Source organism: Mycobacterium colombiense, assembly GCF_001672755.1.
Taxonomy (GTDB): Bacteria; Actinomycetota; Actinomycetes; order Mycobacteriales; family Mycobacteriaceae; genus Mycobacterium; species Mycobacterium colombiense_C.
Window position 1 is genome coordinate 16,685 of record NZ_LZKI01000093.1, and the last position, 12,590, is coordinate 29,274.

Annotated in this window: 12 protein-coding genes; 4 read left to right on the plus strand and 8 right to left on the minus strand. The window is 71.4% G+C overall.

What is annotated here, in order from left to right; genetic code table 11:
- Positions 1 to 2: 2 nt before the first annotated feature.
- The gene (locus A5708_RS13550) at positions 3 to 1,208 is read right to left on the minus strand and encodes a CaiB/BaiF CoA transferase family protein (protein WP_065029124.1); all 1,206 of its coding nucleotides are present in this window, start codon (positions 1,206 to 1,208) and stop codon (positions 3 to 5) included.
- Between the two features lie 13 nt (positions 1,209 to 1,221).
- Positions 1,222 to 2,139 carry a class I SAM-dependent methyltransferase gene (locus tag A5708_RS13555; protein WP_065029125.1) on the minus strand — a complete coding sequence of 306 codons (918 nt, stop codon included), beginning with the start codon at positions 2,137 to 2,139 and terminating at the stop codon, positions 1,222 to 1,224.
- A gap of 138 nt (positions 2,140 to 2,277) precedes the next feature.
- Here A5708_RS13555 and A5708_RS13560 point away from each other — a divergent pair, with 138 nt between their 5' ends.
- The gene (locus A5708_RS13560; RefSeq protein ID WP_065029126.1) at positions 2,278 to 2,934 is read left to right on the plus strand and encodes a cation transporter; all 657 of its coding nucleotides are present in this window, start codon (positions 2,278 to 2,280) and stop codon (positions 2,932 to 2,934) included.
- 4 nt (positions 2,935 to 2,938) lie between these two features.
- Here the strand turns inward: A5708_RS13560 and ctpC are convergent, their stop codons facing one another.
- The 4 genes from ctpC to A5708_RS13580 form a co-directional block, all read right to left on the minus strand.
- On the minus strand, positions 2,939 to 5,170 hold the full coding sequence (gene ctpC, locus A5708_RS13565) for a manganese-exporting P-type ATPase CtpC (RefSeq protein WP_065029127.1): 2,232 nt from the start codon (positions 5,168 to 5,170) through the stop codon (positions 2,939 to 2,941).
- Positions 5,171 to 5,180: 10 nt separating this feature from the next.
- Positions 5,181 to 5,462 carry a DUF1490 family protein gene (locus tag A5708_RS13570; protein ID WP_065029128.1) on the minus strand — a complete coding sequence of 94 codons (282 nt, stop codon included), beginning with the start codon at positions 5,460 to 5,462 and terminating at the stop codon, positions 5,181 to 5,183.
- A gap of 112 nt (positions 5,463 to 5,574) precedes the next feature.
- Positions 5,575 to 6,303: a TIGR03089 family protein gene (locus A5708_RS13575; RefSeq protein ID WP_196772629.1), complete on the minus strand. Its 729-nt coding sequence runs from the start codon at positions 6,301 to 6,303 to the stop codon at positions 5,575 to 5,577.
- Positions 6,291 to 7,763, minus strand: a complete 1,473-nt coding sequence (locus tag A5708_RS13580) for an LCP family protein (RefSeq protein ID WP_065029129.1) — start codon at positions 7,761 to 7,763, stop codon at positions 6,291 to 6,293. The genes A5708_RS13575 and A5708_RS13580 overlap by 13 nt, the downstream gene beginning before the upstream one ends.
- A 98-nt stretch (positions 7,764 to 7,861) precedes the next feature.
- On the opposite strand from A5708_RS13580, the gene rfbD reads away from it, so the two are divergent.
- From rfbD to A5708_RS13595, 3 genes are read left to right on the plus strand one after another with little or no spacing between them, the layout of a single operon-like run.
- Positions 7,862 to 8,779, plus strand: a complete 918-nt coding sequence (gene rfbD / locus A5708_RS13585) for a dTDP-4-dehydrorhamnose reductase (RefSeq protein WP_065029130.1) — start codon at positions 7,862 to 7,864, stop codon at positions 8,777 to 8,779.
- A complete protein-coding gene (locus A5708_RS13590) occupies positions 8,733 to 9,662 on the plus strand; it encodes a glycosyltransferase family 2 protein (RefSeq protein WP_155766010.1) in 930 nt (309 codons plus the stop codon). Before rfbD ends, A5708_RS13590 begins: the two co-directional genes overlap by 47 nt.
- Position 9,663: 1 nt before the next feature.
- Positions 9,664 to 10,755, plus strand: coding sequence for a sugar phosphate nucleotidyltransferase (locus A5708_RS13595; protein WP_065029132.1), 1,092 nt, complete (start codon positions 9,664 to 9,666; stop codon positions 10,753 to 10,755).
- On the opposite strand, the gene A5708_RS13600 is transcribed toward A5708_RS13595, so the two are convergent.
- Entirely contained in the window at positions 10,752 to 11,288 is a 537-nt protein-coding gene (locus A5708_RS13600) for an NUDIX hydrolase (RefSeq protein ID WP_065029133.1), read from the minus strand. The genes A5708_RS13595 and A5708_RS13600 overlap by 4 nt on opposite strands.
- Positions 11,285 to 12,590, minus strand: a 1,306-nt coding sequence (locus A5708_RS13605; protein ID WP_065029134.1) for a class I SAM-dependent methyltransferase, incomplete at its 5' end; no start/stop codon positions are given. The genes A5708_RS13600 and A5708_RS13605, both read right to left, overlap by 4 nt.

Consider the following 12,590-nt stretch of genomic DNA (forward strand, 5'->3'; position numbering starts at 1 on the left):
GCCTACGGCGCGGGCTGCGGTGCGCCCAGGTATTCCTCGGTGTGCTGGCCGAGGGCGGGCGGGGGTTCGGCGGCCCACCCAGCTGATAAGGCGTCGAAGCTGGAATAGCGTGCCGGAGTGCGGATTACCGTGACCTCGTCCGCGCCGTCGCCGACCGGGAGGGCGAGCTCGTTCTCGGCGAACAGCGCGGTGCCGACCACCTGCTTCCAGGTGTAGGCGTGGCAGGCCATCAGGCCGCCCTCCTGGAGCAGCCGCACCCATTCGTCCGCGGTCTTGGCGGCCAGGGCCTTCTCGAGTTCCTCGGTCAATTCGGGATAGTTCAGTGCTCGCGCGCGCTGGTCGGCGAACCGCTCGTCGTCGCGCATGTCGGGCCGGCCGATGATCTCGCACAGCTTGTCCCAGTGCTTGGGCACGTAGGCGCTGATCACCAGGTAGCCGTCGGCGGCCTTGAAGGCGTCCGACGGTTGGGTGGCGAACCCGACACCCTTGCGCTTCTTGGGCTTCGGCGCCGCGTCCGGCTTCGGCGCCTCGCTCGGCTTGTTGAGGTGGATGGTCAGCTGGCTGGCCTGCAGGCTGACCGCGACGTCATACATGGCGACCCGCACGACGTCGGCCACCCCGTGGCGTTCCCGGTTGAGCAGCGCGGCCAGCACGGCCTGGGCCAGTACGTGACCGCTGGCGGCGTCGACGAGCTGGAACGGGATGATCTGGGGTTTGCCGGTGGGCGTGGGCATTCCGGTGGTCATGCCCGATTCGGCGGCGACCATCAGATCGACGCCCGGGCGGCTGCCCTCCGGGCCGTTGCCGCCATAGGCGGACAGGCGCGCGTAGATCAGCCTGGGGTTGCGGGACTGCAACTCGTCGGGGCCCAGGCCCATGCGTTCCATCACCCCGGGCCGAAACCCTTCCAGCACAACGTCGGCCGTATCGATCAGCCGTAGGATCTGCTGCTTGGCCTCGTCGCTGCGCAGGTCGGCCATCACCGACTTCTTGCCCCGGTTGTGGGGGAGGAACAGGGTGGCCAGCGGTGGGCGCCCGGGCAGGACCGCGGTGATGTGCCGGGCCGCCTCGCCGACGGGCGCCTCGATCTTGATCACCTCGGCGCCCAGGTCGGCCAGCACCTGGCCGGCCATCGGCCCGGCGATGTTCTGGGTGAAGTCGAGCACCCGGAATCCGTCAAGTGGCTTGGCGGGCTTGCTGTTTGGCATCGTGTTTGCCTTCCTAAGAACCCGACCGGTGCAGCACCGCGGTGCAGTAGTAGTTCTGCGCGAAGGGTGCGTCGGGATCGGTTGACTGCAGCGGCAGGCCGTTGTTGGCCAGCATCTGGTTCAGCGGGGTGCGGACCGGCTGCCAGCCCCGCTGCTGCAGGTAGGTGGCCACGTCGTTGCGCTCGCCGGGGAAGCCCAGCTCGCCCAGGGCGATATCGAGGCCGTTGCGCCGCCACTTCTCGCTCGCGGCATTCAGCGCGTCGCCGTTGATCCCGGTGTTCGCGAAGACCTCGGCCACCAGCTGACTGCCGTCGGCCGACAGGGCGGTGACGTTGTCCAGCAACCGATCCTGAGCCTCGGGCGGCAGGAAGCCGACCAGGCCCTCGGCCGCCCAGGCGGCGGGCCGCCCGGTGTCGAAGCCGGCCTGCCGCAGCGCCGACGGCCAGTCGTGGCGCAGGTCGATCGGAACGTCGCGCACCGCGGCGGTGGGCTCGGCGCCGAGCTCGGCGATGGTGGCCGCCTTGAACTCCAACACCTGCGGCTGGTCGATCTCGAACACCGTGGTACCCGGCGCCCACGGCAACCGGTAGGCGCGCGCGTCCAGGCCGGACGCCAGGATGACCACCTGGTCGATGCCCGCGGCGCCCGCCTCGGCGAAGAACGCGTCGATGTAACGGGTGCGGGCGGCCAGCATGTCGGTCATGCGTTGCATGCCCCACGGGGCGCCCGGCTCGTCGACGTCGGCGGAGGCGAGCTGGCCGGCGGCCCACCGGGTCATGAAGTCGACGCCGACCGCGCGCACCAGCGGCTCGGCGAACCGATCGTCGATCAGCCCGTCCAGGGTGGCCCGCGCTCGTCCGGCGGCCACCATGGTGGCGGTCGCTCCCACGCTGGTCGCCAGGTCCCAGGTGTCGTCGTCGGTGCGCGCCATGGCGGAAATCCCTTCCGGTCTACTGGTTAGCCACAATAACGACCAGCGCCGGGTGTTCCGGCGCGAGGTGCGACACAGATCGGTCACGGCCGGGCGTTGCGGCCGCCGGCCTCGCCGCCGCGCCACTAGCCTCGCGCCATGACCACTTCGGTTGCCATCCAGCACGAGTGCCTGGACAGCGCGGCGCACGACGCCGATTGGCGGCGCGGCGCCGATTGGGCGCGGCGGCTGGCCTGGGTCAGCCTGGCCGTGGTGCTCGTCGAGGGCGTCGTGGGGCTGTGGCAGGGATTCGCGGTCGCCTCGGTCGCGCTGACCGGGTGGGCGCTGGGCGGTGCATCGGAGGCGCTTGCCAGCGCCATGGTGGTGTGGCGGTTCAGCGGGTCACGCGCCTGCTCCGCAACCGCCGAGCGGCGCGCGCAACGCGGCGTCGCGGTGTCGTTCTGGCTGACCGCCCCGTACATCGCCGCCGAGTCCGTGCACGACCTGACGGGCGGACACCACGCCCAGACGTCGGTGATCGGCATCGGGCTGACCGCCCTCGCGCTGGTGCTCATGCCGGTGCTGGGGCGGGCCAACCACCGGTTGGGCACCCGGTTGGGGTCGGGAGCCACCGAGGCCGAGGGCATGCAGAACTATCTGTGCGCCGCCCAGGCGGCGGGGGTGCTGTTCGGCCTCGCGATGACGGCGCTGTGGTCCGGCGCGTGGTGGGTCGACCCCGCCGTCGGGCTGGCCATCGCCGGCGCCGCGGTCTGGCAGGGTGTGCGGGCCTGGCGCGGCGAGGATTGCGGCTGTTGACCTTTCAGCCGGCGCGCTCGCCGTTGGCCGCGCCGCGGGGCGCGTCCAGCCGGTAGCGGATCAGCCGCGAGCTGTTGGCGACCACCGCCACCGACGACGCGTTGTGCAGGATCGCGGCCAGCACGGGGGACAGGGCGCCGCCCGCGCCGATGATCAGCCCGGCGGCGTTGACGGCGATGGACATGCCGTAGTTCTCCCGGATGACGTCGACCGCGCGGGCACCCAGGTCGCCCACGTCGAGCAGCCGGTGCAGGTCGTCGTTGGCCAGCGCCACGTCGGCGGTCTCGACGGCGACGTCGGTTCCGGCCAGCCCCATCGCGATCCCGATGTCGGCGGCGGCCAGCGCGGGCGCGTCGTTGATGCCGTCACCCACCATGCCGACGGTGTAGCCCTCGTCCTGCAGGTCGCGCACCGCCGCGAGCTTGTCCTCCGGCATCACCTCGGCGCGCCATTCGTCGATCCCGAGCTCGCCGGCCACCACCTCGGCGATGTCCGGGTGATCGCCGGTGAGCATGACGATGCGTCGAATGCCGTTGGCGCGCAGCTTGTTCAGCACGTCGGCGGCCTCGGGGCGCACCTCGTCGCGCAGGCTGATCAATCCGACCAGCTTGCCGTCGACGGCCAGCAGCAGCGGGGTCTCGGCCTGGCGGCGCAGCCGGTCCACCCACTCCGACGCCTTCTTGGACACCCGCACGTTCTCGGCGCGCAGCAGCCCGGGGCTGCCCAGCAGCAGCGTCCGGCCGTCGGCCCAGGTCCGCATGCCCAGCCCCACCAGGACCTCGCACTCCTCGTGCGGCGGGATGGTGATGTGGCGTTCCTCGGTGGACCGGATCACCGCCTCGGCCAGCGGGTGCCGGGAGTGGATCTCCGAGCTGGCCGCATACGCCAGCACCTGTTCGGGCTGCCAATCCTTGTGCAGCGCAATGATATTGGTGACCACCGGGCGTCCGACGGTCAGCGTGCCGGTCTTGTCGAACACGATCGCGTCCACCCGGCCGGCCTGTTCGAGGTGCGAGCCGCCCTTGATCAGGATGCCGCGGCGGGCGCCGTTGCCGATCGCCGCGCTGATCGCGGTCGGGGTGGCCAGGCCCACCGCGCACGGGCAGGCGATGAGCAGCATGGTCATCGCCCGGCGGACGTCGCCGGTGATCGCCAGCGTGATGGCGGAGACGATGAACGAGGTGGGAACGAAACGGCGGGAGAAGTTTTCGCCGACGGTCTGGATGGGCGCCCGATCGTGCTGGGCCTCCTCGACCCGGGTGATGATGCGGCCGATGGTGGTCTGGTTGCCGACGGCGCGGGCGCGCACCACCAGGCGTCCGCGCACCACCACCGAACCGGCGTGCACCTGCGCGCCGACCACCACGCTGACCGGCAGGTTCTCCCCGGTGATCGCGGACTGGTTGACGATCGCCTCGCCGTCGACCACCTCGCCGTCGACCGGGATGGCGACGTGGTCGTGGACCACCACCTCGTCGCCGATCTGCACGGTGTCGATCGGCACCTGAACCTCGGTGCCGGCTTCGGGACCGTCGGTGAGCCGGATCCAGGCCGTGTCCTGGCTGCCGCGCAACAGCTCGGAGATGGCGCGGCGGGTCCGGCGCAACGTCAGATCCTGAAGGTACTCACCGATATTGAGCAACCACAGCACGGTGAGCGCGACGACGTTCTCCCGGAGCACCAGGCTCGCCACGGTCGCCGCCGAGACCAGCGCGTCGGTGCCGGCCTTGCCGGAACGCAACGAGCGCAGCGCGCCGCGCAGGAACGGATAGCCGGTGAACACGGTGACGCCGGTGGCGAACACCCGGCCGCTGGGTCCCAGCAGCGGCGGCCGCGCGAAGACGTAGCGGCGCACCCCGAGCAGGGCCAGCGCGGCACCGCCGATGACCATGCGCAGCACGTCGGCGTTGCGGATCTCCGAGGAATGGGGCGCGCGGGCCGGGATCAGTTCGGCGGCGACGTGCAACGCGTCGCCGATGGCGGCGAGCACCGCGGAGCGGTCACAGCGCCGCGGCGAGTACCAGACGACGACCGATCCGGTGCGCGGGTAGGCGTGCACCACGCGCACGCCCTCACACTTGGCGACCGCCTCTTCCACCGCGACGGCCCGCCGGGAGTTGGCGCGCACCCAGTCGACGGCGACCCGCATACGTCCGGCAGCATCGGAAATGACTTGTAGCGCAGTGTCTTCGGTTCGCGCCTCGTCTGCGATGTCGGGGACTAGGGCGAGGTCCATATCGAGTCGATCAGTGGTCGTGGTCGTGGGTGTCGGCGATCGAGGGGGTGGGCGCCTCCTCGCCGATGCGCTCGCGGGCCTCGGCCATGACATCGGCCAGCTTGAGGCGCGCCGACTCGGCGGCCTCCTCGGCCTTGCGGGTGCCGCGCAGTCCGAGTTCGGCGCCCTTGACCGCGGTCTCGTGCAGCGGCGCCTTGGCCGCGGCCTTGCGCACCACCTCGTAGGCGGTCACGCCGACCAGCCCGGTGAACACCGTGCCTGCCGCCTTCGCCAGGAGCCCGTACACCGCCATTGCCGCAACCTTCCTATCGTCTCAGCGTTAGCCCATGCTTGCACGACGTTAACATCGAAATATAGCGATATCAATATGTATCGCGCACGTGGTTGCGCCGGCCGTCCGGGCCTCACAGCACCCTGGTGACTTTCTCCGTTTCGATGCGGCGCTCTTGTCCGGCCGGGTCGGCGTTGGCCACCTGCACCAGCGAGCCGCCGACGGCCATGATCGCCAGCAGGCCGTCCACCAATGCGGCGGGCTCCGACCACGACGCGCCGGACAGCACCCGGTCGCCCGACGTCAAACCCCTTGCCGCCGCCGAGCTTTGACAATCGGCCAGCACCTCGTCGACCGATCGCCCGCCCAGCGCCGGCCCCGGGCTCGGTTCGGGCACGATCTGGTCGCCGTGCACCCGCACCGCGGTCGCGTAGTCCGTCACGCCGATCGGCAGGCCGGGTGCCGGGCGGCCGAACGGATCCAGCGACAGCACCGCCACCTCACCCCTCGATGCGGCCGCGCTCACGGCGGCGTCCGCCTCGTCCAGGCGTTGCGCCGTGCACAGCGCGAGGTCGGCCGGGCCCGCCAGCACCGCCTCGGCGCCGATCCACCACACCCCGAACAGCACGGCCGCCGTCTGCCAGTGCGCGGGCAACAAAATCGCCACCCGGCTGCCCGGTCCGGCGCCCAGCTCGTCGCGCAACAGGTTGCCCGTCTTGGCGGCCCAGTTGGCCAGCGTCACACCGGACAGCTCGATGCGCTCGCCGGTCGCGTCGTCGTAGTAGGTGATGCGCGGGCCCACCGGATCGGCCCGCAGCATCGGATCGAGGATGGCCCCGCTCAGCGTGCTCAGTTGATGCACTCCGGCTTGTCGGAGCCGGCGGTCAGGATCGGCGAGGGCGCGGGAACCCTGGGGTCGGCCGCCACCGCGCCGGCGGTGGACACCTTGGCGGGCATGACCTCCGCGCCGCCGGACAGGCCCGAGCCCGGACCGCTGTAGTCGTTCGCCAGCACCACCCGCACCGCACCCGGGGCAAGCGAGGTGTCGGCGACCACCGGCAACCCACCCAATTCCTTGGAGACCTCCTTTGCCCCCAGGTCGTCGCTCTTGGCGGCGCGCACCTGGCTGGCCTTGACGTGCCCGCTGTCGTTGTTGCCCACCGTACCCGTGGCAAACCCCTTGGAGCTCAACACGTCTGACACGGCCGAGGCCAGGCCGTTGATGTCGGTGTCGTTGAGCACGCTCGCGGTGGTCTTCGCCGGGGTGTACGCGATCTCCTCGGTCTTGCCCTGCTCCTGATCGTGCAGCAGGCCACCCACCCAGTCGGCGACCTGATGCGGATCCAGCCGCACCACGCTCTGCATGCCGTCGTCGCTCCAGCCGGCGCCGTCGAGCACCGGGATGGTGGCGAAGGCGACGTTGCCGCCGGCCAGCTTCTGCATCTGCTGCACGAAATCCATGACGTCCCAACCGGCCGAGATCACCACCGAGCGCTGGACGGCGGCCTCCAGCCGCTTGACCGTGGTGGGGCTGGACAGCGTCTGGCCGGAGATGACCCGATGGGCCAGCGAGGCCATCACCACTTGCTGGCGCACCACCCGGTCCAGGTCGCCGCGCGGCAGCTCGTGGCGCTGCCGCACGAAGCTGAGCGCCTCGGGACCGTTGAGTCGCTGCGGGCCGGCCGGGAAGTCGGCACCCGAAAGCGGTTCGAACACCGGCTCCTTGAGGCAGACGTCGACACCGCCGAGGGCGTCGGTGATCAGCGAGAAGCCGAGCAGGCCGATCTCGGCGTAGTGGTCGACGGTGACGCCGGTGAGGTCGGCGACGGTCTTGATCAGCGCCTCGCGACCGGCCTCGGTGCCCTGCGCGGCGGCCTCGGTAGCGGAGGCACCGGCCTTGACCAGGGCGGTGCGCTTGGCCTCCCGGGTCTGGCCGTAGACGCCGTTGATCTTGGTCTTGCCCAGGCCCGGGGCGGCGACGTAGGAGTCGCGCGGGATCGAGATCGCGGTGGCCGACTTCCCGTTGTTCGGGATCCGGATCAGGATGATCGTGTCGGTGTTGGTGGCCTCCTCGTCGCCGGCCTTCAACGTGTCCAGTTCCTCCTGCGACAACGGGTTGCCGTGCGCATCGGTGCGGCTGTCCAGCCCGACCAGCAGGATGTCGATCGCGCCGTCGTCGCCGCCCTTGCCCAGCGAGGGCGCGGACATGTGAAAGATCCCGTCTTCGAAAGACCGGACATTGCTCCACGCGATCCCGGTGCCGACGACGACCGCGAGCGTCAGCGCGGTGCCAATCACACGAACCACACGTTGCACAGGCATCCCACTACATTACTTGCGACACAGGAGCTTCACGGGTAGCGAAGCCCCGCGTGCCCCGGGCTTGGGCCCCGGATTTCGCGCCATGCCAAACTCGAACCATGTCAGGCAGGATCGTGATCGCCGGTGCCGGCGGGCAGCTGGGCGGCTATTTGACCTCGCTAACCGCAAGTCAGGGCCGCGATGCCGTGGCGCTCACGTCGTCGCAGTGGGACATCACCGACCCCGCGGCCGCCGAGCGGATCGTGCGGCCCGGCGACGTCGTGATCAACTGCGCGGCCTACACCAACGTCGACGGCGCCGAGAGCGACGAGGCCGGCGCGTTCGCCGTCAACGAAACCGGGCCCGGGCACATCGCCCGCGCCTGCGCGCAGGCCGGCGCGCAGCTGGTCCACGTCTCCACCGACTACGTGTTCAACGGGGACTTCGGCGGCGCGCCGCCCCGGCCGTACGAGCCCACCGATCGCACCGCGCCGCAGAGTGTGTACGCCCGCAGCAAGGTCGCGGGGGAGCGGGCCGTGCTGGCGGCACTGCCGGAGGCGGTCGTGGTCCGCACCGCCTGGGTCTACACCGGCGGCACCGGTAAGGACTTCGTCGCCGTCATGCGCCGGCTGGCCGCCGGGGACGGCCCGGTGGACGTGGTGGACGACCAGACCGGCTCCCCGACCTACGTCGGCGACCTGGCCGCCGCGCTGCTGCAGATCGTCGACGACGGCGTGGCCGGTCCGATCCTGCACGCCGCCAACGAGGGCGCCTGCTCCCGGTTCGAACAGGCCCGCGCCGTCTTCGAGGAGTGCGGCGCCGATCCGGAGCGGGTGCGACCGGTCACCACCGACCACTTTCCCCGCCCCGCGCCCCGGCCGGCCTATTCCGCGCTGTCCAGCGGCCAGTCGGTGGCCGCGGGGATGCGGCCGCTGAGGCCGTGGCGCCCTGCGCTTGTCGCGGCCCTGGCCGCCTCTCAAAGCAACGTTGATGGCGCTGTTGCGGCCGACCGACCGTTACCCTCTACGCGTGACTGACGTCCTGCCGGTCGTGACGGTGACCTACTCACCGGGCCCGCACCTGGAGCGCTTCCTGGCCTCGCTGTCGCTGGCCACCGAGCGAGAGGTGTGCGTGCTGCTGGCCGACAACGGCTCCACCGACGGCACCCCCGAGGCGGCCGTCGAGCGCTATCCGAATGTGCGGCTCTTCCACACCGGAGCCAACCTCGGCTACGGGACCGCGGTGAATCGCGCCGTCGCACAGCTCGACCGCGACGACGACTGGGTCATCGTCGCCAACCCCGACGTGCAGTGGGGCCCGGGCAGCATCGACGAACTGCTGGACGCCGCGTCGCGCTGGCCGCGTGCCGGCGCACTGGGCCCGCTGGTCCGCGATCCCGACGGGTCGGTGTATCCGTCGGCGCGGCACCTGCCCAGCCTGATCCGCGGCGGCATGCACGCGGTCGTCGGGCCGTTCTGGAAGCGCAACCCGTGGTCGGCGGCGTACCGCCAGGAGCGGCTGGAACCCACTGAGCGGCCGGTGGGCTGGCTGTCGGGGTCCTGCCTGCTGGTGCGCCGCTCGGCGTTCGGCCAGATCGGCGGGTTCGACGAGCGCTACTTCATGTACATGGAGGACGTCGACCTCGGCGACCGGCTCGGCAAGGCCGGCTGGCTGTCCGTCTACGTGCCGTCGGCGGAGGTGCTGCACCACAAGGGCCACTCCACCGGCGGGGATCCGGCCAACCACCTGGCCGCCCATCACAAGAGCACGTATATGTTCCTGGCCGACCGGCATTCCGGTTGGTTGCGCGCTCCGCTGCGCTGGACCCTGCGCGCCTCGCTGGCGGTGCGGTCCCGCCTGATGGTGCGCAGCGCGCTGCGCGCCTCCGGACGGCGGAAACTGGCAGAAGGGCGACACTGAGGTGGCAGATCTTTCGCGGGGTCCCGAAGTCGATGTGGTGATCCTGGTCGGCGGCAAGGGCACCCGGCTGCGGCCGCTGACCCTGTCGGCACCCAAGCCCATGCTGCCCACCGCGGGGCTGCCGTTCCTCACCCATCTGCTGTCGCGCGTCGCCGCGGCCGGCATCGAGCACGTCATCCTCAGCACGTCGTATCGGGCCGCGGTGTTCGAGGCGGAGTTCGGCGACGGCTCCAAGCTCGGCCTGCAGATCGAATACGTCACCGAGGAGCACCCGCTGGGCACGGGCGGCGGCATCGCGAACGTCGCGGGGCACCTGCGCCACGACACCGTGATGGTGTTCAACGGCGACGTGCTCTCCGGGGCCGACCTGGGCCAGATGCTCGACTTCCACGCCGCCCAGCAGTCCGACGTCACCCTGCACCTGGTGCGGGTGGGCGACCCGCGGGCGTTCGGCTGCGTGACCACCGACGACAACGGCCGGGTCACCGCCTTCGTGGAGAAGACGCAGGACCCGCCGACCGACCAGATCAACGCCGGAACTTATGTCTTCTCCCGCCAGGTGATCGACCGGATTCCGCGCGGCCGGGAGGTCTCCGTGGAGCGTGAGGTGTTCCCCGCGCTGCTGTCCGACCCCGACGTGCAGGTGTGCGGCTACGTCGACGCCAGCTACTGGCGCGACATGGGTACGCCAGAGGACTTCGTCCGCGGCTCGGCGGATCTGGTGCGCGGCATCGCCCCGTCGCCCGCGCTGCACGGCCACCGCGGCGAGCAGTTGGTGCATGACGGCGCCGCGGTGTCGCCGGGCGCGGTGCTGATCGGTGGCACGGTCGTCGGGCGGGGTGCCGAGATCGGCCCGGGTGTCCGGCTGGACGGCGCGGTGATCTTCGACGGCGTCAAGGTCGAGGCCGGCAGCGTGATCGAGCGCTCGATCATCGGCTTCGGCGCTCGCATCGGCCCGCGGGCGCTGATCCGCGACGGCGTGATCGGCGACGGCGCCGACATCGGGGCGCGCTGCGAGTTGCTGCGCGGCGCCCGGGTGTGGCCCGGTGTGTCGATTCCCGACGGCGGCATCCGGTACTCGTCGGACGTCTAGGCCCGCGTGGCCTGGGCGACCAGATAGGCCAGCGCGTGATCCGTCCCGTCCGGCAGGGCGTCGGCGGGCCACCAGCGCAGGTCGTCGGACTCGTCGCTGATCACGATCTGCGCGCCGGCCGGCGCGTGCGCGACGAACTGCAGATCCAGATGGCGGGTCGGCACACCCAGCGAGCAGGTCACCGGATGCACGTGCACCGCGGCCAGTCGGGGTTCGATGCGCAGCCCGTCGATCCCGGACTCCTCGGTGGCCTCGCGCAGCGCCGCCGCGAGGACGTCGGCGTCGTCACCGTCGCAGTGGCCGCCCAGCTGCACCCACCGGCCCACGCGGGGATGCAGGGTCAGCAACACCTCGCTGCCGGAGTGGTCGAGCACCAGCGCCGACGCGGTGACGTGGCCGGGCACGCACTCGCGCAGGCACGCGTCGGCGCGGGCGTGCACGAAGGCCAGCACGGCGTGCCGCAACGAATCCTGAGCCGGGTCGGGGGGCTCCCAGTCCGACAGCACGGCGATCGCCGATTCCCGAACGCTCACCGTGCCCCCCGCCTTTTGCGCCGATCCCGCAATGACGCCCACGCCGCGCGGCAGTCCGCCACCGCGTCGGCCGGCAGGCCGAGGCCGTCGATCAGCACGCGGCGGTCGACGACGTCGAGCGCCTTCTCGATCTCGTTGGCCTTCAGCAGCAGGTCCACATCGCAGGCGAGCTCGGCGTCGGCGTGCGCCGGCGCGGGGATGGGCAGCTGCTCGGCCTCGCGGGGCTCGAGCTCCAGGACGCCGCCACCGTAGCTGCGACCCATGATCTCGGCGAAGGCGAACGTCACGCTGTTGTGGAAGGCGGCGGCCAGCGCGGCCGGTTCGACCCGGGCGACAAGCCGCACCCGGTGCACGGTGTCGGTGCTCGTGGCCGCGGCGGCGTTGACGGTCAGCCGCGGCGCCCGGTGGATCTGGCGCAGCAGGAACAGGTCGGGCACCCACAGCGACGGCGTGGCCCACCACGGCTTGCGGAGCGAACACTTGTAGCCGCGGTGCACCCCGGCGGCTTCGCCGGCGCGGATGTGGGCGATCAACGCTGGATCGGCCGGTTCGCGCGGCGCGTTGAGCAGCCAGCTGCGCTGCCCGGCGGCGAGATCGCTTGCGCGGCAATCGGTGTCGTACACCAGTCCGGACAGCTGGGCGCTGCGTGAGACCAGCGGGACGCAGTGCGGCCGCAACCCCAGCTCGCCGACCTGGGCGTCGGTGAACGTGAAGAAGGCGTTGCGCCCCGTCACGATGCCGACGTCGACCTCGGCGACCGACCCGAGCCGGGTCAGGCTGCCCGAGCTTCTGAGCGCCCGCAGCAGCCGGATCGCGGCGGGGTCCAGAAAGTACTTGGTCCACTTTTCGTCTTCGTGCAAGAGCGCCGGCGCCGATTCGACGTCCAGGTCGGCCTCGGCCAGGGCGTCGGCGTCCCTGAGGTGGACGGTGCGGATGCGCGCGGGGCCGGTGCCGACGACACCACAGAACAACACGACCTCCTGCAGGATGCCGTCGAACACCAGGCGCTCGAAGGTCAGCAGGGTGATGTCGCGGAACCGGCTCAGCAGGAAGTCGCGCAGTTGCGCGGCGTAACCGACCTGCAGCAGCTCGGCCGGCAGCACCAGGCCCACCCGTCCGCCGTCGCGCGCCAGCACGGTGCTCGCCACCACGAACGGCACCCACGCGTTGGTCAGACGGGTGGGGCGCAGACCCTCGCGCCGCATCAGGTCCAGGGCCGGATCGCGCTGCTGCGACGACCAGTTGCCGAACCGGATGTAGGGCGGGTTGCCGGCAACCCCGTCCCAGCCGCCGGCCTCGGCG

Excerpts from the sequence above, each read along its gene's own strand:
- A5708_RS13550 (WP_065029124.1), bottom strand. The coding sequence starts at position 1,208 with ATGCCAAACAGCAAGCCCGCCAAGCCACTTGACGGATTCCGGGTGCTC.
- A5708_RS13560 (WP_065029126.1), top strand. The coding sequence starts at position 2,278 with ATGACCACTTCGGTTGCCATCCAGCACGAGTGCCTGGACAGCGCGGCG.
- A5708_RS13570 (WP_065029128.1), bottom strand. The coding sequence starts at position 5,462 with ATGGCGGTGTACGGGCTCCTGGCGAAGGCGGCAGGCACGGTGTTCACC.
- ctpC (WP_065029127.1), bottom strand. The coding sequence starts at position 5,170 with ATGGACCTCGCCCTAGTCCCCGACATCGCAGACGAGGCGCGAACCGAA.
- A5708_RS13590 (WP_155766010.1), top strand. The coding sequence starts at position 8,733 with ATGGCGCTGTTGCGGCCGACCGACCGTTACCCTCTACGCGTGACTGAC.
- A5708_RS13580 (WP_065029129.1), bottom strand. The coding sequence starts at position 7,763 with ATGCCTGTGCAACGTGTGGTTCGTGTGATTGGCACCGCGCTGACGCTC.
- rfbD (WP_065029130.1), top strand. The coding sequence starts at position 7,862 with ATGTCAGGCAGGATCGTGATCGCCGGTGCCGGCGGGCAGCTGGGCGGC.
- A5708_RS13555 (WP_065029125.1), bottom strand. The coding sequence starts at position 2,139 with ATGGCGCGCACCGACGACGACACCTGGGACCTGGCGACCAGCGTGGGA.